Source organism: Neobacillus sp. PS2-9, from assembly GCF_030915525.1.
Taxonomy (GTDB): domain Bacteria; phylum Bacillota; class Bacilli; order Bacillales; family Cytobacillaceae; genus Neobacillus.
This window is the reverse complement of sequence record NZ_CP133269.1, coordinates 1,535,409-1,555,909: the sequence shown is the minus strand read 5'-3', so window position 1 is coordinate 1,555,909 and position 20,501 is coordinate 1,535,409. Positions and strand designations below refer to the sequence as shown.

The window sequence follows — 20,501 nt, the reverse complement described above, 5'->3', positions numbered from 1 at the left end:
TGACTCCAGTATTGGAATCAGGGGATAAATTATCCTACATATGTTAACCGTTCACCATTTTTGTACACTTCGTCGATGGTACCGCCGCCAAGACATTCCTCGCCATTGTAAAAAACAACTGCCTGTCCTGGGGTAACCGCACGAATGGGCTCCTTGAAAATAACTTCTGCACGATTGCCTTCTAACAAACGTACAGTCACGCTATTATCTTCCTGGCGATAGCGGAACTTGGCCGTACATTCAAACTCAGCCGATTTTTCTTTGTTCGATACCCAACTAACGTTGGTTGCAATAATCGAGTTGGAATAAAGCTTTTCATTGTGGAAACCTTGTCCAACATAAAGGACATTTCTATCTAAGTCCTTTCCAATGGCAAACCAAGGTTCACCTGCTCCTCCTATACCTAAACCATGACGCTGGCCAATGGTATGATACATTAGACCTTCATGTTTCCCTTTAATCTCACCTTCAAATGTCTCCATCCTACCCGGTTGAGCCGGTAGATATTGACCTAGGAAGTCCTTAAAATTCCGTTCACCGATAAAGCAAATACCCGTACTGTCCTTTTTTGTGGCAGTAGCAAGTTCTGCTTCCTTCGCTATTTCCCTTACTCGAGATTTCTCTAAGTCTCCAATTGGGAACATAACTCTACTCAGTTGTTCCTGTGTCAGTTGATTTAAGAAATACGTTTGGTCCTTATTTTCATCCAGGCCACGTAGCATTTTATATTCACCATCACGGAATTCAACTCTTGCATAATGACCCGTTGCTAAGTAATCTGCACCTAATTTAAGCGCATGCTCGAGGAATGCCTTAAATTTAATTTCTTTGTTACACATCACATCTGGGTTTGGTGTTCTACCCGCTTTATATTCTTCAAGGAAATAAGAAAATACCTTATCCCAATATTGTTTTTCAAAATTAACAGCATAATAAGGAATGCCAATTTGATTGCATACCCGAATGACATCCTCGTAGTCTTCAGTGGCTGTACACACACCATTTTCGTCTGTGTCATCCCAATTCTTCATAAAAATTCCGATTACGTCATAGCCTTGCTGCTTTAATAGTAGTGCAGCTACAGAGGAGTCAACACCACCTGACATTCCAACTACAACACGGATATCTTTTGGCTCTTTTTTCTCCATTTCTCTTTCACCTCTCTTTTAACCCTACTAGATATTACATTTATTTTTTCAGACGCAAAACAACCTTTGCCGTCTCTTCAGCAGCTTTCACGACGTCCTCAGTCGTCGTGTTTAAGCCAAAACTAAATCGGATCGAATTGATCAAGCGCTCTGACTGTTTACCAAACATGGCAACCAGGACATGAGAGGGTTCTAAGCTACCAGCCGTACATGCTGATCCGCTCGAAACAGCAATGCCTGCCAAATCAAGATTAACAAGCATAGCCTCCACACTCGTTCCCGGAAAGCTTAAGTTTAATACATGTGGCAGTGAAGTTTCAAGCAATCCGTTTATGTTAAACTCGATATCTAATTCACGCAATTTTGCTAACATTACCTCTTTAAAACCTATATACTTTTCTCTATTAGCCGCTCTTTCTTCATTTGCAATTGTAACAGCTTCATGAAAACCAACAATAGAAGCAACATTTTCCGTTCCAGCTCGTCTCTTTCTTTCTTGGTCCCCGCCAAAGGAGCGAGGAGAGAGTTTCACATTTGAACGGGCAAAAAGAAAACCTGTTCCTTTTGGACCATTGATTTTATGAGCAGAAACGGATAATAAATCAATTTGGCTTTCGTTTACATCAATCTTTTCTATTCCATAGGCTTGTACCGCATCGGTATGAAAGACTGCTTGATGATCTTTTAGTAAGTGGCCGATTTCAGAAATTGGCTGAATCGAGCCAACTTCATTGTTACCATACATGATGGATACTAAAATCGTATCATCCCTCAATGCTTCTTGGAATTCAGAGATGGAAACCCGTCCTATTTCATCAACAGGTAAATAGGTAACCTCATAACCCATCTTCTCTAGCTTTTTACAAGCATGCAAGACAGCATGATGTTCCACCTTAGTGGTAATAATGTGTTTGCCTTTATTCTGATAGCTTTCAGCCACACCAAACAACGCCATGTTATCGGCTTCTGTACCACCGCTTGTAAAAATAATCTCGTTTTCCTTTGCACCAATGCTGCGCGCAAGTCCAGCCCTAGCTCTATCAATTTGATGACGGGCTTCCCTTCCGAATGAGTGAATACTCGAAGGGTTACCAAAAATCGTATTCATAGCTTCGACCATTTTTCCAATTACTTTAGGATGCATGGGTGTGGTTGCTGCGTGGTCGAGATAAATTCGTTCCATCCTTACACCTTCAATCAAAATAATTCTATGTTCATACTCTTCGCCTTATATATAAAACATATAACCTTCGGTATCATTATCTTCACTGTGATTTGCCAGATCTTCTAAAGTAGTGTTATCTAAAACACCCTTAATCGCATCCCTAATTCTAATCCAAAGTTCTCGCTTTGCTGGCTCCTCATCTTCAATTCCTTCAACCGGCGTAATCGGTCCCTCCAGGACACGAATGACATCCCCAGCAGTAATTTTAGAAGGAACATTTGTAAGAATATAACCACCATATGCCCCTCTTATACTCTTAACTAAACCTGCATTCCTTAACGGAGCAACCAATTGCTCTAAATAATGTTCTGATAAATCATTTGCCTGTGCAATGGCTTTTAAAGATGTGGGACCTTCACCATATTTTTTAGCAAGCTCAATCATAATTGTAAGACCATATCTACCCTTTGTTGATATTTTCACTACTTAGCACCTCTATTCAAAATCTATATATTTAAATACGTAATTCCACAGTAAATTGATAGGCATTAGAAATTATAACACATTCTCCTTTAATATGCTTTTTCCCCAAGAAAGTGGTATCGTAGTATAAAAGTATGAATAAAATGAAATTCCTTTTGGAGAGATGATTATGCAGCAAAAGCCTTTGGCCTTTCGGATGAGGCCAAGAACGATTGACGAAGTCGTAGGTCAGCAGCATTTGGTTGGTGACGGAAAAATCATTGCTAGAATGGTGAAAGCAAAACAGCTTACATCCATGATTTTATATGGACCACCTGGAATTGGCAAAACATCGATTGCAAGTGCCATTGCTGGAAGTACCAAATATGCCTTTCGAACCTTAAACGCAGTAACAAATAATAAAAAAGATATGGAAATTGTTGCAGCTGAGGCAAAAATGTCAGGAAAAGTGATTCTTCTTCTAGATGAAGTCCATCGTTTGGACAAAGGAAAACAAGACTTTTTGCTTCCCTATTTAGAAAATGGAATGATTACGCTAATCGGCGCAACCACAAGTAACCCCTACCATGCGATTAATCCTGCGATTCGCAGTCGCTGTCAAATTTTTGAGCTTAAACCACTAACACCTGATGAGGTGAAGCAGGCATTGCTCCGTGCGATTGAAGACGAGGATCGTGGACTGGGCAAATTAAAGGTGAATGTGACTGACGAAGCCTTACAACATTTCGCCAATGCCTCGAACGGAGATGTCAGAAGCTCCTTAAATGCACTCGAATTAGCCGTGCTCTCAACAGACGAAGATGAAGAAGGCATGGTTTCAATCGATGTGGAATCGGCCGAGGAATGTCTGCAGAAGAAAAGCATGGCTGCAGATAAGGATGGGGACGGCCACTATGATGTCCTGTCTGCCTTTCAAAAGTCCATCCGTGGTAGTGACGCCAATGCTGCCCTGCACTATCTTGGCAGGCTAATTGAAGCAGGTGACCTTGTCAGTATCAGCCGCAGACTAATCGTCATTGCCTATGAGGATATTGGACTCGCCAATCCACAAGCAGGACCACGGACGTTAGCAGCGATTGAAACGGCAGAAAGACTGGGCTTTCCTGAGGCAAGAATCCCGCTTGCTAATGCCGTAATTGAACTATGCTTATCGCCCAAATCGAACTCTGCTATTTTGGCTATCGATACCGCTCTTGAAGATATCCGAAAAGGGAATGTAGGTGAAATTCCTGATCATTTAAAGGATGCCCACTACAAGGGAGCAAAAGAGCTTGGCAGAGGAATCGAATATTTATATCCACACAACTATGAAAATGGCTGGGTTCCGCAGCAATACTTGCCGAACCGGCTGAAAAACAAACAATACTACCAGCCGAAGAAAACCGGGAAATTCGAGCAGGCCCTTGCAGTAGTCTATGAAAAACTAATACGTAAAAGCTAAAAAAGGTGTCAGGCACCAATAGTTATGGTGCCTGACACCTTTTTCTAAATTATAAGAACGTATAAATTTCGACTTCGAGAACTGTCTAGCTCCAGCGCCTAACCCCTCGGGTCAAATAACCTTCGGCAAAAAAGTCAAAAGGCGGACTTTTCTTGCCGAAGAACATTTGCCTGTCGGGGCTGACCAAGGCGCTTCCGCTTTTCTTATGCAGCAACGTCTCGTTTTTTAAAGACAAAGAATGCGAGAAATTGGAATAGAGCAAAGTAGGCCAACAGCATAAGCACGGAGAAGGACAGGGTCATTCCTTCCACCAATGGCGCTCCTTCCACATATTGCATTAAATCCGTATTAGCAAACAGAATGTATTTTGCCCAGGTAAATTTCATGGCCAGTAGAGTAGTAAACTGACCCCCAGTGAACAATAGAAATAGGGATAAACCAATGGCAAGCGAACTATTACGGAAGACTGAAGAAATCATAAATGCCATTGTAACCAGCATAATCATATCAATTGAGCTTAAACCGTAATAGATTAATAAATGGACAACGATATTTTGCTCCGTTACTTGACCATTATTATAATTTAAATACGAAACCGCTTCGTCTGGCATGCCGAACAGGATGGCACCAAGTATAGTTGAAAAGACAAATAAGATGGACAGCATGAATATAGCGTACAACAATACCGTCAAATATTTAGATAGTAAAATTTTCGTTCGGTTGATTGGCCTAATCAATAACAGCTTGATTGTTCCCCAGTTAAACTCACTGGCCACAATTCCAGCAGCCACAATAATGATGAATAACCCAGCTAACACAATGAGCTGTGATGTATCTTTTACAAATGACCACACCGAATATTTTTCTCTTGGCGGAATATGATGCTTGATTCGGTAATTATTAATCGCTATTTCTTTTTTAAAATACTGCTTTTCGATTTTTGTCCGGCTTTGGTCCATCTGCTGCTTTAATGCATTATTTTCTTCTTGTAGGACTTGTTCCCATTTGGGATCCTCGGACACATCCATCCCATTTTGTTGATACTTTACTACAAAACCTACTATTGCTATAGAAATGACTAGGATGGCAACCATCACATAGGTTCCAGGGCGTCTAAAAATTTTCATCCATTCATTTTTGATTAAATTACCCACGTGTTACCGCCTCCTTTTCAGCCGTTACTTCTAGGAAGCGATCTTCTAGTGTTTTTGCTACTTCTTTGATTCCGTAAACTTGAATATCTTCTGCAACAAAAGCTTTTACAAGGTTAGGTATTTCTTCCTTAGAAAGCTCTACCGATATCCCATTTCTAGAGCGGTTCGCTCGGATACTTGAATAGTGGTTTTGGACAATTAACAAAGCTTTATCGCTTGGAACTACTTCTAACTCATAGGTAGTTTCCGTTCCATGGACAAACTCCTTTACGAGCTGAACATCGATCAACTGACCATTTTGAATAATCCCAATGCGGTCGCACATCATTTCCATTTCGGAAAGTAAATGACTCGAAACAATGACTGCCATACTTTTTTCACGTGCCAGTAGACGAATATAGTCACGGATTTCTCGTATTCCTGCAGGATCTAAACCGTTGGTAGGCTCATCCAGGATTAACACCTTTGGATCATGTAAAAGACATTGAGCTAACCCCAATCTTTGCCGCATTCCAAGTGAATAGGTTTTTACTTTGTCATTGATACGATCTGTTAACCCAACCAGTTCCACTGTTTCAGCGATTTTTTCCTTTGTAATCCCTTTTCCCATCCGCGCATAGTGGACGAGGTTTTGATAACCAGTTAAAAATTTATACATTTCTGGATTTTCGACGATAGCACCCACATGTCCCACCGCATTTTCAAAATCAGCTTTGATGCTCGATTGGCCGATGATGATATCTCCTGAGGTGATCCCCATTAAACCGACAATCATTCGGATAGTCGTTGTTTTCCCAGCACCATTCGGGCCAAGGAAGCCGAAAACTTCGCCTTTATTTACTTTAAAACTGATATTATCAATGATAGTTCTTCCTTTAATCACTTTAGTTACGTTTTTTAACTCTACGATTGTTTCCAATTTTCCTCTCCTCTCTTTAGCCGTCCACTATAGTGTACATTATTTCGGAAAAATTCTCCTGTTTTTAAGAGCATGAGTTCGTGAATTGTTAACAAAATATTCATATAATTACAAGGGATTTAAAGTATTTTTTTATAAAATAAGATTGTATCTGTAAAAAAGAAAGGATGTGGCCCATGCTATTAAAGCCGCGCTATAAGTCCAATGAATTGATCATTATGAAATCACTATTCATGAGAACGAATTTGTCAGCAAAGGATAAAAAATATTATTTAAAACTTGAAAAAGGATACCAAGGTGAGATGAAGTTTGACCAATATACTAGTAAGTTGCAAAATGATTTGTATTTTATAAACGATTTATGCATTGATTTTAACAATGCGAATTTCCAAATTGATACATTAACCATTTCTCAAAGTACAATCTTTCCTTTTGAAGTAAAGAATTTTGAGGGGAATTATTTATACGAAAATGATAGTTTTTATACTTTATCCAGGGACGAAGTTCAAAATCCATTAGATCAATTAAAGCGAAGTTCATCTCTATTACGCCAGCTAATCAAAAATATTGGTTTTCATACACCTATAGAAGGAAATGTAATCTTTATTAACCCCGATTTTACTTTATATCAGGCCCCTCTTAACAAACCAATTATTTATTCAACACAGCTTAATTCCTATATGAAAAAATTAAACCAGCTTCCTTCAAAATTAACATCTAATCACAGGGAGCTTGCAGAAACATTAATCTCGATGCATCAAAATAAATCCCCCTATTCCCGTTTTCCGCCATATAGATATGACCAAATGAAAAAAGGAATTATTTGTCCTGATTCTAATTCATTTTTAATTTGTAAAGATGATAAGAAACTAGTTTGTGTAGATTGTGGATATGAGGAAGAACTTAAAACAGGTATTTTAAGGAGTGTAGAGGAGCTAAGACTTCTTTTTCCTGATTTAAAAATTACAACTAATCTAATCCATGAGTGGTGTAATGTGATCCATTCTAAAAAGTTATTAAGACGTATACTAATGGAAAATTTAATGGCAACTGGGTATGGTCGGTGGGTGTTTTTCGAGTAGTATTTGATTGTTTTCTGGGGTAAAAAGCTGTTTTATTTTTCGACACTTTTATTGATCGTGGGTTTGGGCATTCTACGTTACCAATTTCTTCTTTTCTTCATAGACTCGGGCACGTAGAACCTTTCTACGTTACCCATCTACTCTTTTCATCATGGACTCGGGCACGTAGGACCTTTCTACGTTACCCAACTACTCTTTTCCTCATGGGTTCAGGCACGTAGGACCTTTCTACGTTACCCATTTCTTCTTTTCATCATGAAGTCGGGCACGTAGGACCTTTCTACGTTACCCAACTACTCTTTTCCTCATGGGTTCAGGCACGTAGAACCTTTCTACGTTACCCACTTCATCTTTTCATCATGGGTTCGGGCACGTAGGACCTTTCTACGTTACCCAACTACTCTTTTCCTCATGGGTTCAGGCACGTAGAACCTTTCTACCTAACCGTAACCTCAACACTTTTTTGCACTTAACCCAACATAAAAAGCCCTAACCAACCATTATGTTTAGGGCCTACATATATCAATTATTTTTCATCAGATACACGTGTGATTTTAATATCCTTTAATAACTCACGAACAACGTAGCTGGCCATGATCAGACCGGCTGCTGATGGGACGAATGCATTCGATGCAGGCGGCATTTTCGCCTTACGAATTGGCGCATTTTCTTTCCCTACTACTTTTACAACTTCTTCTCGAACCACAATTGGACTTTCATCCGAAAATACAACTGGAATCCCTTTATGAATGCGTTCCTTACGAAGCTTTGTACGAATCACCTTTGCAATGGGATCCGTATGTGTTTTAGATATATCCGCAATTTGGAACCGCGTTGGGTCCATCTTGTTGGCTGCTCCCATACTTGAAATAATCGGGATATTTCGCTTTAAACATTCCTTCATTAAATGAATCTTATACATAATCGTATCAGAAGCATCCACAACAAAATCTAATTTATGGCCGAAAATCTCTTCGTACGTTTCTTCTGTATAGAACATCTTAAGGGCAATCACTTCACAGTCTGGATTTATATCTTTAATCCGTTCCTGCATAATCTCTACTTTTGGTCTACCTACTGTTGAAAGCAAAGCAATTAGCTGGCGGTTGACGTTTGTAATATCCACATCGTCCTTATCAATTAAGACTAAGCGGCCAACGCCAGAACGGGCAAGAGCTTCAGCAGCAAATGAACCGACACCCCCGATTCCCAAAACAGCAACCGTACTATTTTTCATGATATCGAGGCCTTCTTTACCAATGGCAAGCTCATTACGGGAAAATTGATGCAGCATGATGTTCCTCCAAAATAAATTTCATTTTTATCTTTTATTATCTTTTACCCTAAAAAATATAACATACAATCCTATAAAAACAAGTATTTAGATAGGAATTATGAAGATAGAGAGCAAAAGAAAACCTCCATAGCAATTTTGCTGGAGGTTGTTGTTAAACAAATAAATAGAAGAGTCCCAATGATGCCGTCGCTTATGTCCATCGTTTTGAAACCCGCACTCAGCAGGTGGGTTCCCTGTTCCCGATATTGTAAGTCCCCTAACCCGTCAAAGGGTGAGGCATTTACGCAATCAGAAAAACTCCGGATTCCCGAATAAATAATGTTCGGTCAAAACTTCAGGTAACACAACGTACATTTCAGGACTCTTCTCGATTGACTTAATCATATCATATTTAAAAGTCTGCTTCAAGGATTCATGAAAGCGAATTCTTGTTATTTATTAACATTTAATGACAAATTCAGTTCCTTTAATTGAGCTTCTGAAACTTCACCTGGTGCATTTGTTAATAAGCAGCTTGCACTTGCTGTCTTAGGAAATGCAATAGTATCACGTAGGTTTGTGCTGCCAGCAAGAAGCATAACTAAACGGTCAAGCCCTAATGCAATACCACCATGTGGCGGAGTACCGTATTCAAATGCATTCAATAAGAAACCGAATTGTTCTTTTGCTTCTTCAGGAGTAAACCCAAGGATGCTGAACATCTTCTCTTGAATATCACGCTCAAAAATTCTCAGTGAACCGCCGCCAAGCTCATATCCATTCAACACAAGGTCATATGCTTGAGCACGTACTTTTCCAGGATCTGAGTCTAACAATTCAAGGTCTTCCCTAAATGGCATTGTAAATGGATGATGGGCAGCATAATAACGGCCTTCTTCTTCATCGTACTCTAACAATGGCCAGTCTGTGACCCATAAGAAATTGAACACACTTTGATCAATTAGATTTAACTCTTTTCCAAGCTTCGAGCGAAGCGCCCCTAGAGAATCAGCAACTACACTCTTTTTATCAGCAACAAACAAAAGTAAATCACCTTCAGCGGCTTCAAGACTTGCTGTCAGTGCTTGCACATCTTCCTCAGTGAAGAATTTCGCAATTGGTCCTTTTAGTCCTTCAGCATCTACTTTAAGCCAAGCCAGCCCTTTCGCACCATATACAGCTACGAACTCAGTTAAAGCATCAATGTCTTTACGTGAATATTTTTCTGCAGCACCTTTAACATTAATCGCTTTTACTTGTCCACCATTGGCAACAGCTGCAGCAAATACTTTAAAGCCAGAATCCTTCACAATCTCAGAAAGGTCAACTAGTTCTAGTCCAAATCGCGTATCTGGCTTATCGGAACCGTAACGGCTCATCGCTTCATCATAAGTCATACGTGGGAAGGCTGCTGGAATGTCTACGCCTTTTACTTCTTTCATAAGCTTTGACATCATTGTTTCCATCATTCCCATGATATCCTCTTGGCTTAGGAAGCTTGTTTCAATATCAATTTGGGTAAATTCAGGTTGACGGTCTGCACGTAAATCCTCGTCACGGAAACAACGGGCAATTTGATAGTAACGCTCCACTCCACCAACCATTAGTAATTGTTTAAATAGCTGTGGTGATTGTGGCAGTGCATAGAATTCACCAGGGTGAACACGGCTTGGTACTAAATAATCACGTGCTCCTTCTGGAGTACTTTTGGTTAAGATTGGTGTTTCAATATCTAAGAATCCTTCAGAGTCTAAGAAATCTCTAATTTGTTTTGTTACCTGATGACGCATTTTTAAGGTTTCAAAAATAACTGGTCTACGGAAATCTAGGTATCGGTATTTTAAACGAACATCCTCAGATGCATCTGTTTTATCAGAAATCATAAAGGGAGGTGTCTTTGCCTCATTGATAATCGTTACTTTTTCTGCCTGTACTTCAATCTTTCCTGTTTTCAGGTTTTCATTAATTGTTCCCGCTTCACGGCTGACAACTGTTCCAACAATATCGAGAACATATTCATTACGAATCTTTTCAGCTGTTTGTAGTGCTTCCGTTGATAAATCCGGGTTGAATACTACCTGAACAATTCCAGAGCGGTCGCGAAGATCAATAAAGATTAAGCCACCTAGATCACGTCTTTTTTGAACCCATCCTTTTAATGTTACCTTTTGGCCAACGGCTGTTTCTGGAACTTCACCACAAAAATACGATCTGCCATACATCGAATATATCCCCCTTTAAGCTTGCAATTCCTTAAATTGTGCAACGAAAGAATGTAAGTCTAGTTCAACCTGTTCACCTGTCGCCATGTTTTTCACATTGATTTTATTGTTTTTTAATTCCTCATCCCCGAGAATAGCAACAAACTTTGCTTGGAGACGGTCAGCCGCCTTAAATTGCGCTTTGATTTTACGGTTTAGATAATCTCTCTCTGCAGAAAAACCAGCTATTCTAAGCTGCTGTAGAAGTCCTACTGTATAATCTTTAGCTTCATCACCTAGTGCAGCTAGGAAACAATCGATTCCCTGATTCACTTCTAGTTCAATTCCTTCAGCCTGAAGTGCAGCGATAAACCGTTCAATACTTAAGGCGAATCCAATTCCTGGCGTTTCAGGTCCACCAATTTCTTCAGCAAGTCCATTGTAGCGGCCGCCCCCACATAAGGTAGTAATGGCCCCAAATCCCTCGGCATTGCTCATAATCTCAAACGCCGTGTGATTATAATAATCAAGACCTCTAACTAGATTGGCATCGACTTCAAATGGAATATCAAGCTGTGTTAAATACTGCTGTAATTTTTCAAAATAAGACTTTGAATAATCATTGAGATATTCCAAAATGGAAGGCGCCGTTTTCATTAGTTCGTGATCACGGTCCTGTTTACAATCAAGAATTCTTAATGGATTCTTCTCAAGACGGTTTTGACAGTCATGGCAAAACTCACCGATTCGTGGTTTAAAGTGGTTTACTAACGCTTCACGATGGGCCGTTCGGCTCTCCTTGTCACCAAGGCTGTTAATGATCAATTTCAGCTGTTTTAAGCCCATTTCTTTATACAAGTTCATCGCTAAGGAGATGACTTCTGCATCAATGGCAGGGTCGTTACTGCCTAATGCTTCCACTCCAAATTGAACAAATTGACGGAATCGACCGGCCTGTGGACGTTCATATCGGAACATCGGTCCCATATAGTAGAGTTTGACTGGCTGGTTGGCATAGCCAAACATCTTTTTTTCAACAAAGGACCGAACGACTGCTGCAGTTCCTTCTGGTCTTAGTGTGATGCTGCGTTTTCCACGATCTTCAAATGTGTACATTTCTTTCTGAACGATATCCGTACTATCGCCCACTCCTCTTGAAAAAAGGTCAGTATGTTCAAAGATCGGTGTACGAATCTCTTGATATTGATATTTTTCACAAAGTTCTCTTGCCTTCGCTTCAATTAGCTGCCACTTCTCTACTTCACCAGGCAAAATATCCTGTGTTCCTCTAGGGATGCTTATAGACATAGTGGATTACCTCCTCTTCACATTCACAAGTATGTAATTTTTTCCTCTTAACAAAACAAAAAAACTCTCGTCCCTTGTATACAAAATATACAAGGGACGAGAGTTTGTATCCCGCGGTGCCACCCTAGTTGAAGTGCACATGAATCGTATTCCATGCCCTTCCTCTTTTACAGTTAACGCCTGTAACGTTCATCTCCTACTAAAAGTACTTTTTTCAGAGAGAAGCCTACGGAGTGTTCATTCATTAAGACTCATGTAGAAATGCTTTCAGCCTAAGGCATTTCCTCTCTTTTCATGGGTTTGCTTAATTACTATGCTCCATCATTGGTTATACCATGTATGTGTTTTATATTTATATAATAATACGGAGCATTGATAGTAATGTCAAGAGAGTTTTAGGATCTCTCTAAATGTTTTTTTAACTTTCTGACATCCCCAATCGTTAATCCAAATTCTGATGCAAGCTCAAACGAAGTGGCATTCTGTTCTTTTTGGATAAAATCGTGGAAATCAACACCGAAAATCCTGCCCTCCATGGATTGGATGTTCATTCCTTTTTCACTTGACCTCATAATCAATCACCCCTGCCTATTCTTCAATATTTCTATTATCTCCACCATTGATGAAAAACTTGCATCAATGAAAGGAAATTCGCACATATACTGGTCAATTTTAGTAAATAAGGAATGATTTTCAGTTCTAATTACGATAAAATATAATTTAACACTAGAAAAGGAGGGTGTGGATGGTTAAGAAATTTAGTTTCCTGTTATTATCTATCATTCTTATTTTCGGAGCCTTCCTACCACAAGGAAAAAGTAGTGCTGCAACCGGGACGGTAACCGTTTCTTCTGATTCGGTGAATATACGGGGTGGCCCTGGATTAAGCTATCCTCTTGTAAAAGTTGCCAAGCGAGGCGAGAAATATTCAATTGTAAAAGAAAAAGGCGATTGGATTGAAGTTGAGGTGTCTTTTGGTAGTACAGGCTGGGTCGTTAATTGGCTGGTTACTAAGGAAAACATGCCAAAACCATCTAGTACTACTACATCCAGTGGTTCAAAAGGAATGATTGCAAAGGCTAACACCGATCAATTAAGAATTCGTTCAGGTCCTGGGACAAGCTTCCGTATTGTCGGTTTCTTAAATAGAGGGCAAGAAGTAAGCATACTGGACCAAAATGAAAACTGGTACAAAGTTTCCTCCTCATTTGGCGAAGGTTGGGTTACAAGGGATTTTTTAGTCTTAAAAACCGAACCTGCAGATCAACCTAAAGCTACTAGTAAACAAACAAGTACTGGAATAGTAAATGCGGACACACTTAATATCCGAAAAGAATCGTCTGCAACTGGAACTGTTATTGGAAAGCTAACAAAAGGAACGATTGTATCCATTTATTCTAAAGAAAAGAATTGGCTTGAAATTGGATTCGCCAATTTAAAAGGTTGGGTAAGTGCAGAATTTATTGATACTGATGGAAAAGCAGGGAAAGATACATCTAAGAACGAACCAATCGGTATGAATGGTACAGTCACTGCCAACAGTTTAAGTGTCCGCTCAGGATCATCCTTAAATGCAGTCATTATTGGAACTGTAACGGGGGGACAAAGCTTTCCGATTTTAGAAGAGAATAACAATTGGGCAAAAATAGAATATAAATCTGGCAAATTCGGTTGGGTTGCCGGGTGGTACCTTGAGAAATCTAAAGCATCCACCCAATCTGGACAAGCTGTCAAAGATCGTAACGTTACCATCTTACATAATGGAACAAATATCAGAGCATCAGCCAATGTACAAGCCGATGTAATCGAACGGGCAAATGAAGGTACTAACTATCCTGTTCAAAACGTTGTGAATGATTGGTATGAAGTTAAATTGAAGAATGGCAAAACGGGATTTGTAGCAGGTTGGATTGTTTCTATCAACAATTCCAAGACACAGATTGAGAAATCGGGTGGAGAAGGTTACCTTAAAAATAAAACAATCGTTTTAGACCCTGGGCATGGCGGCGGTGATAACGGCACTACAGGAGCAAGCGGCACTCTTGAGAAGGAACTGACACTTCGTACGGCTCGATTGTTGTATGATAAATTAAGAGCTGCAGGTGCAGATGTCTACTTAACCAGGAATAGTGATTCCTTTATTCCTCTTCCCTCGCGTGTAAGTACGGCCCAATCCTACAATGCCGATGCATTTATCAGCCTGCATTACGACAGTAATTTAGATCGAAGTGTTCGTGGAATGACTGGCTATTATTATCATAACTATCAAAAATCACTTGCTGATACTCTTTATGCGTCCACTGTGGCACAAACAAAACTAAAAGATCGTGGAGTACGATTTGGTGATTTCCATGTTGTTCGAGAGAATAATCAGAAAGCTGTGTTAATGGAGCTTGGATATTTAAGTAATCCTGAGGAAGAAATGACTGTGAAATCAGGTGTATTCCAAGAAAATGCTGCATCAGGTTTATTTAATGGCCTGGCTAGGTTTTTCAAAGGAAATTAGAAAAAGCTTGGCACAGAATTTGTGCCAAGCTTTTCTTATGCTTTACTTTCAACGATCAATGTTACTGGACCATCATTAATTAATTCTACATCCATCATGGCACCAAAAACACCCGTCTCCACATGGATGCCTTTTTCACGGAGCAGGTTGTTAAACGCTTCGTAAAGCTCAACTGCCTGCTCTGGTTTTGCAGCATCCATAAAGTTAGGTCTTCTACCCTTTCGGCAATCTCCATATAAGGTAAATTGCGAAACAGATAGAATCTCTCCCCCAACATCTAATAAAGAATAATTCATCTTTTCATCTGCATCTTCAAAAATTCTAAGGTTTGCAATTTTGTCAGCTAAGTAGGCAGCATCCTCTTGCTTGTCGTCGTGTGTAACACCTACTAGCAGAACCAGCCCTTTGGTGATTTGCCCCGTCACTTTTCCTTCAACGGTGACCTTGGCCGCTTTGCTCCGTTGAACAACTACTCTCATGATAAACTCCTTAATTCATAATTCGGCGAACCGAATAAATATCTGGGATTTGCTTAATTCGGTCGACTACCTTTTGCAGATGGCTGACATTGTGAATCGCAATAGACATACTAATGGTAGCCATTTTATTGCGGTCAGATTTGCCTGTTACTGCTGAGATATTTGTTTTTGTCTCATTAACAGCTTGTAGGACTTCGTTCAGTAGACCTCTACGATCATACCCGCTAATTTCAATGTCTACATTATATTCCTTCCGGTCATTCAAGGATGATTCCCACTCTACCGGAATTAATCTAGACTGGGCATCATTGGAATCTATATTCGTACAATCAGAGCGGTGGACAGAAACACCACGCCCTTTTGTAATAAAGCCAACAATTTCATCGCCAGGTACTGGATTACAGCATCTGGACAAACGGATTAATAAATTATCAATTCCTTGTACTCGAACGCCTGATTCGCGTTTTTTTGTTGAAGGAAAAGCTTTTAAATCCGTAATCGCGTTGGCAATGTTCGCCGACTGTTCCTTGTCACGCTTTTTACGCCATTTCTCAGTTAAACGGTTTGCCACTTGTAAAGCAGTGACACCGTTATAACCCACTGCTGCATACATATCCTCTTCATTTGAAAAATTAAACTTCTCTACGACTTTTTTCAGGTTATCCGGAGTTAAAATTTCCTTAATATCAAACTCCATGTTACGGATTTCCTTTTCGACAAGCTCTTTACCCTTGTCGACATTTTCATCGCGGCGCTGTTTCTTAAAGAAAGCGCGAATCTTATTTTTCGCTTGAGAGGTTTGCGCAAGCTTCAACCAATCCTGACTTGGTCCATAGGAATGTTTGGAGGTAAGAATTTCAATGATATCACCTGTTTTTAGACGGTAGTCTAAGGTAACCATCTTGCCGTTTACTTTTGCCCCAATCGTTTTATTCCCAATCTCAGAGTGTATCCGATAGGCAAAATCAATCGGAACAGAGCCTGAAGGCAATTCAATGACATCACCTTTTGGCGTAAACACAAAAACCATATCTGAGAACAAGTCAATCTTTAACGATTCCATAAACTCTTCAGCATTAGCCGTATCGTTCTGGAACTCAAGAATTTCCCTAAACCATGTTAACTTTTGCTCAAAAGTGGAGCTATCACTAATCGCTTTTCCTTCTTTATAAGCCCAGTGGGCCGCAACCCCGAACTCGGCAATACGGTGCATCTCATATGTTCTGATTTGGACTTCAAGCGGATCACCCTTTGGTCCAATTACCGTAGTATGCAAGGATTGATACATATTTGGCTTTGGCATCGCAATATAATCTTTAAATCGACCTGGCATAGGCTTCCAGCACGTGTGAATGATTCCTAAGACCGCATAACAATCCTTAATGCTATTAACTACGATTCGAACGGCAAGTAAATCATAGATTTCGCTGAATTGCTTATTTTGCAAAGCCATTTTACGATAAATGCTGTAAATATGCTTTGGCCGGCCTGACAACTCTGCTTTAATGGAGACTTCACCCATTCGGTTTTTTACTTCATCGATAACATCTTCTAAATATTGCTCTCGTTCCGCACGTTTCTTTTTCATTAAGTTAACAATCCGATAATATTGCTGTGGATTTAAATATCGTAATGCGGTATCCTCCAACTCCCACTTAATCTTAGAAATACCAAGACGATGTGCTAAAGGTGCAAAAATTTCAAGTGTCTCATTTGAAATCCGACGTTGTTTTTCCAGCGGAAGATGCTTTAGTGTCCGCATATTATGCAGACGATCAGCCAGCTTAATCAAAATGACACGGATGTCTTGAGCCATAGCAACAAACATTTTCCGGTGGTTTTCGGCCTGCTGTTCCTCGTGCGATTTATATTTAATTTTCCCTAATTTTGTTACACCGTCGACAAGCATCGCCACTTCGCCGTTGAAAGCTACTTCTATATCCTTTAAGGACACAGTTGTATCTTCAACAACATCATGAAGAAAACCCGCTGCTACCGTTGCAGGATCCATCTCCAGGTCAGCTAATATTCCAGCTACCTGTATGGGATGAATAATGTACGGTTCCCCTGATTTTCTATATTGTTCACGGTGAGCATGTTTGGCGAATTCATACGCCTTCCTAACTAACGCAACATGCTCCTCATTTAAATAGTTGCGGGTCTTGTCGATGACTTGGTCGGCTGTTAACACTTGATCATTCGCCATGAAATCACCTTTATTTTCATCTCATTTTATTTATTCAATGTTATTCGTATAAAATTGTTACTAATTTAGAATGATTGTTTCTATTATCAGAAAAAATCACGAAGATGTAAAGAGATTGAAAGCTTTTTTCCAAAATTTAAAGAAATATGTCGAAAAAAATGAAGCGGAAGCTCCGAAATTATATAAAGAGAGCACTCGTTTTCGGAGTGCCCTCTAGCAGGTTTAATAGTGCATTAATGTTAATATATCATAACCGTCGAGTTTTTTACGTCCATCTAAGTAACTTAACTCAACTAAGAAAGCGATACCAGCAACAACTCCACCAAGCTGTTCCACTAATTGGATGGTTGCTTCAATCGTGCCGCCTGTCGCTAACAAATCATCTGTGATTAGTACACGCTGACCAGGTTTAATAGCGTCTTGATGGATTGTTAGAACATCTTTACCATATTCAAGGCCATAGCTTACTTTTATTGTTTCTCTAGGTAATTTACCCTCTTTACGAACAGGGGCAAACCCCAAACCAAGTGAATAAGCCACAGGACAACCGATAATGAATCCACGAGCTTCAGGTCCTACAATCAAGTCGATTTGCCTATCTTTTGCATATTCAACGATTTGGTCTGTTGCATATCTATATGCATCACCATTATTCATTAAAGGGGTAATGTCTTTAAATTTAATTCCTGGCTTAGGCCAATCAGGCACAATTGTAATAAATTCCTTTAAATCCATTCTTTAATTGCCTCCTCAGTCTCAACTGACTCATGAATCATTTGATCGAACCAGTTTTTTAATTCCTGGAAGGATGAAAACAGTAAATCCTTTTCAAGAGCGTACTGTTTCTGTTTGATTTGATAAGTTCTTGAGTCAGTTAATTCACGCTTCTGCGTTTGATTATTCAAAGTGATAAATCCATTGTTTATTGTAACAAAATCCAGTTCAGAAAACACCTTTGACATAAAGATAATTGTTTCCTGCGACCAGCCGCGGTGCTTGGCAATGACATCTCCGTGACGATTAAGGTCTAATGGTCCCTTTTTTAACAAATATGCATAGAACCATTTAAAGTGATCACGAGTCGGTACAGTACTGAAAAAATCACTGGATTCTTTATAAAAATAGGCATAAATCCTTGCTGGTTGTTTCCCTTTAAACAAATCAGATAGGATTTCCATTGATGGTGGGAAGTCCACCAGGACGATATTTGCATGATGTCCGTCAAAGGCCTCTGCTTCTTCTTTTGTTTGAATGAAGGTGGTGTCCGGCAGGAAGCTTGCGTTTATTTTATCAAGATGCTCCTTATTGAACACAATAAGCTTTCTGTTTTCGGAAGGTACCGTTTGGGCGATATGGTTGATTCGCTTTTGCCCGCGATAGTCAAATAACTGCCACGATTCAACTGCGAGATCGTGGATAAAGATTTGTGGTTTACGTATATTGTTCCATTCATTAATAGATAATTCTCCAATTAATGAAATTTTCGAGGCAGGAGAGATTTGATCTACTAAAGCTCCTAGTCCAAAGCCAATCCCATCTAGATTGGAACCATCCTCATTTACCAAAACCTTAAGATGATTTTGCTCACTACCAATTTTTCTCATACTGGCAATATCAACATTATTTATTAAAACTTTTGGTTTGGGGTTGTCCATACCAAAAGGAGAAAGTAAGTTCATTTCATCTAATGAAGATAGATGAACATCTTCAAGACGAACTTCTTCGTCTAGATAGGTGACCGGGATAAGGTGCTCATCCGTTAGCTGGTCTTCTGCAAGGCTATTAAGCCGCTCTCGAAGGTCTGCTACATTATCGAGATTTAAAGTCATTCCAGCAGCCATTGGATGTCCGCCAAAATGAGGCAGAATATCTCTACATGTCGATAAATTTTTAAAAAGGTCAAAACCCTCTATACTTCGGGCTGAACCTTTTGCAATGCCCTTTTCTGAGTCAAAGCATAAAATAATGGTTGGACGATAATACTTATCAACCAGTCTGGATGCAACAATTCCTACTACTCCTGCATTCCAGCCTTCCTTCCCAATGACAAGGACTTTATTGCTGTCAACCGGGTAATTTTTTTCAACGATTTCAATCGCTTCAGCAGTGATTTCATTTACGATGGTTTGCCTTGTCTTGTTCAACGCATCCATTTCTACCGCTAGCTGGTGCGCTTCTTCAGGATCATCTGTCAGAATCAGTTGAACTGCCATATCTGCATCTTCTAATCTCCCAACTGCATTAATCCTTGGGGCGAGTGTAAAACCTATCGTTTCCTCATTAATAGCTGTAGGGTCTACTCCAGCTAATTTAAAAATAGCTTTAAGTCCAACATTTTGCGTTACTTTCAGCTTTTCTAAGCCCTTTTTTGCAATGAGGCGGTTTTCCTCCGTTAAGGATACTAAGTCGGCAATCGTACCGATGACGGCAATTTCAAATAAATGCTCCGGCACTTCACCATACAATGCATGGGCAAGTTTAAATGCAACCCCTACCCCGGCCAGTTCCCGGAAAGGATAAATGCTATCAGGCAGCTTCGGATGAATGATTGCAAGGGCTTCTGGTAGAACAGGACCCGGCTCATGGTGATCCGTAATAATAAGGTCCATACCAAGCTCTTTTGCTATCGACGCTTCATGCACAGCTGATATTCCTGTATCCACAGTTATAATTAAGTTTATTCCAGATTCCGCAGCATGACGGAATGCACGTTCATTCGGTCCATATCCCTCTGTAAAACGATTCGGGATATAAAATTGTACATTTGCACCAAGGTCACGCAGTGTCATCATTAACACCGAGGTGCTGCTTACACCATCCGCGTCATAGTCGCCGAAAATGAGAATAGGTTCTTGTTTTTCAATCGCACCACGAATTCTATTAACCGCGATATCCATTCCTTTTAAGAGAAAAGGATCATGAAATTCTTCCTTACCAAATAAAAAATACCGTGCAGATTCTACGGTATCTAAACCACGATTGACAAGTAGTGACGCAACTAGAGGTGTTATCTTTAATTCATTTTCCAGTTGTTTAACTAGATGGTTATCAGATTTGCGAACAATCCATCTTGTTTTCGACTTTAACATACGTGTGTTCACCCCTCAGACTTTATTATTATACAGGAGGAACA

16 protein-coding genes, 1 other RNA gene and 1 other annotated feature are annotated in these 20,501 nt (G+C 39.7%); of the genes, 3 read left to right on the top strand and 14 right to left on the bottom strand.

Annotated elements, in window-relative coordinates; translation table 11 throughout:
- Positions 1-29 precede the first annotated feature (29 nt).
- Genes mnmA through cymR form a run of 3 tightly spaced genes read right to left on the bottom strand, consistent with a single transcriptional unit; the run spans position 30 to position 2,796 of the window.
- On the bottom strand, positions 30-1,148 hold the full coding sequence (gene mnmA / locus RCG25_RS07610) for a tRNA 2-thiouridine(34) synthase MnmA (RefSeq protein WP_308083065.1): 1,119 nt from the start codon (positions 1,146-1,148) through the stop codon (positions 30-32).
- Between the two features lie 40 nt (positions 1,149-1,188).
- Positions 1,189-2,331 carry a cysteine desulfurase family protein gene (locus RCG25_RS07605; RefSeq protein ID WP_308083064.1) on the bottom strand — a complete coding sequence of 381 codons (1,143 nt, stop codon included), beginning with the start codon at positions 2,329-2,331 and terminating at the stop codon, positions 1,189-1,191.
- Between the two features lie 45 nt (positions 2,332-2,376).
- A complete protein-coding gene (gene cymR, locus RCG25_RS07600; RefSeq protein ID WP_308083063.1) occupies positions 2,377-2,796 on the bottom strand; it encodes a cysteine metabolism transcriptional regulator CymR in 420 nt (139 codons plus the stop codon).
- A 169-nt stretch (positions 2,797-2,965) separates the two neighbouring features.
- On the opposite strand from cymR, the gene RCG25_RS07595 reads away from it, so the two are divergent.
- Positions 2,966-4,237: a replication-associated recombination protein A gene (locus tag RCG25_RS07595; protein ID WP_308083062.1), complete on the top strand. Its 1,272-nt coding sequence runs from the start codon at positions 2,966-2,968 to the stop codon at positions 4,235-4,237.
- A gap of 203 nt (positions 4,238-4,440) precedes the next feature.
- On the opposite strand, the gene RCG25_RS07590 is transcribed toward RCG25_RS07595, so the two are convergent.
- On the bottom strand, positions 4,441-5,391 hold the full coding sequence (locus RCG25_RS07590) for an ABC transporter permease (RefSeq protein ID WP_308083061.1): 951 nt from the start codon (positions 5,389-5,391) through the stop codon (positions 4,441-4,443).
- Complete coding sequence (locus tag RCG25_RS07585; RefSeq protein ID WP_308083060.1) at positions 5,384-6,310, bottom strand: ABC transporter ATP-binding protein; 927 nt, start codon at positions 6,308-6,310, stop codon at positions 5,384-5,386. Before RCG25_RS07585 ends, RCG25_RS07590 begins: the two co-directional genes overlap by 8 nt.
- A 245-nt stretch (positions 6,311-6,555) precedes the next feature.
- Between RCG25_RS07585 and RCG25_RS07580 the strand changes: the two genes are divergently transcribed.
- Positions 6,556-7,392 carry a nuclease-related domain-containing protein gene (locus RCG25_RS07580; RefSeq protein WP_308083059.1) on the top strand — a complete coding sequence of 279 codons (837 nt, stop codon included), beginning with the start codon at positions 6,556-6,558 and terminating at the stop codon, positions 7,390-7,392.
- 526 nt (positions 7,393-7,918) lie between these two features.
- On the opposite strand, the gene RCG25_RS07575 is transcribed toward RCG25_RS07580, so the two are convergent.
- The 5 genes from RCG25_RS07575 to RCG25_RS07555 form a co-directional block, all read right to left on the bottom strand.
- Positions 7,919-8,686 (bottom strand): tRNA threonylcarbamoyladenosine dehydratase, encoded by a 768-nt coding sequence (locus RCG25_RS07575; protein WP_308083058.1) that lies wholly within the window; start codon positions 8,684-8,686, stop codon positions 7,919-7,921.
- A 170-nt stretch (positions 8,687-8,856) separates the two neighbouring features.
- A non-coding RNA gene (gene ssrS, locus RCG25_RS07570) (6S RNA) lies at positions 8,857-9,054 on the bottom strand.
- Positions 9,055-9,120: 66 nt separating this feature from the next.
- Entirely contained in the window at positions 9,121-10,890 is a 1,770-nt protein-coding gene (gene aspS / locus RCG25_RS07565) for an aspartate--tRNA ligase (protein ID WP_308083057.1), read from the bottom strand.
- A gap of 15 nt (positions 10,891-10,905) precedes the next feature.
- Positions 10,906-12,177 carry a histidine--tRNA ligase gene (gene hisS / locus RCG25_RS07560; protein ID WP_308083056.1) on the bottom strand — a complete coding sequence of 424 codons (1,272 nt, stop codon included), beginning with the start codon at positions 12,175-12,177 and terminating at the stop codon, positions 10,906-10,908.
- 89 nt (positions 12,178-12,266) lie between these two features.
- Positions 12,267-12,511, bottom strand: a binding site (T-box leader).
- A gap of 61 nt (positions 12,512-12,572) precedes the next feature.
- Positions 12,573-12,749 carry a hypothetical protein gene (locus RCG25_RS07555; protein WP_308083055.1) on the bottom strand — a complete coding sequence of 59 codons (177 nt, stop codon included), beginning with the start codon at positions 12,747-12,749 and terminating at the stop codon, positions 12,573-12,575.
- 173 nt (positions 12,750-12,922) lie between these two features.
- Here RCG25_RS07555 and RCG25_RS07550 point away from each other — a divergent pair, with 173 nt between their 5' ends.
- The gene (locus RCG25_RS07550) at positions 12,923-14,683 is read left to right on the top strand and encodes an N-acetylmuramoyl-L-alanine amidase family protein (protein WP_308083054.1); all 1,761 of its coding nucleotides are present in this window, start codon (positions 12,923-12,925) and stop codon (positions 14,681-14,683) included.
- A gap of 35 nt (positions 14,684-14,718) precedes the next feature.
- Here RCG25_RS07550 and dtd read toward each other — a convergent pair whose 3' ends face one another.
- The 4 genes from dtd to recJ form a co-directional block, all read right to left on the bottom strand.
- A complete protein-coding gene (dtd, locus tag RCG25_RS07545) occupies positions 14,719-15,162 on the bottom strand; it encodes a D-aminoacyl-tRNA deacylase (RefSeq protein ID WP_308083053.1) in 444 nt (147 codons plus the stop codon).
- A 10-nt stretch (positions 15,163-15,172) separates the two neighbouring features.
- Positions 15,173-17,368: a RelA/SpoT family protein gene (locus RCG25_RS07540; protein ID WP_308083052.1), complete on the bottom strand. Its 2,196-nt coding sequence runs from the start codon at positions 17,366-17,368 to the stop codon at positions 15,173-15,175.
- A 222-nt stretch (positions 17,369-17,590) separates the two neighbouring features.
- Complete coding sequence (locus tag RCG25_RS07535) at positions 17,591-18,103, bottom strand: adenine phosphoribosyltransferase (RefSeq protein ID WP_308083051.1); 513 nt, start codon at positions 18,101-18,103, stop codon at positions 17,591-17,593.
- Positions 18,094-20,457: a single-stranded-DNA-specific exonuclease RecJ gene (gene recJ / locus RCG25_RS07530; RefSeq protein WP_308083050.1), complete on the bottom strand. Its 2,364-nt coding sequence runs from the start codon at positions 20,455-20,457 to the stop codon at positions 18,094-18,096. Before recJ ends, RCG25_RS07535 begins: the two co-directional genes overlap by 10 nt.
- Positions 20,458-20,501: the final 44 nt, after the last annotated feature.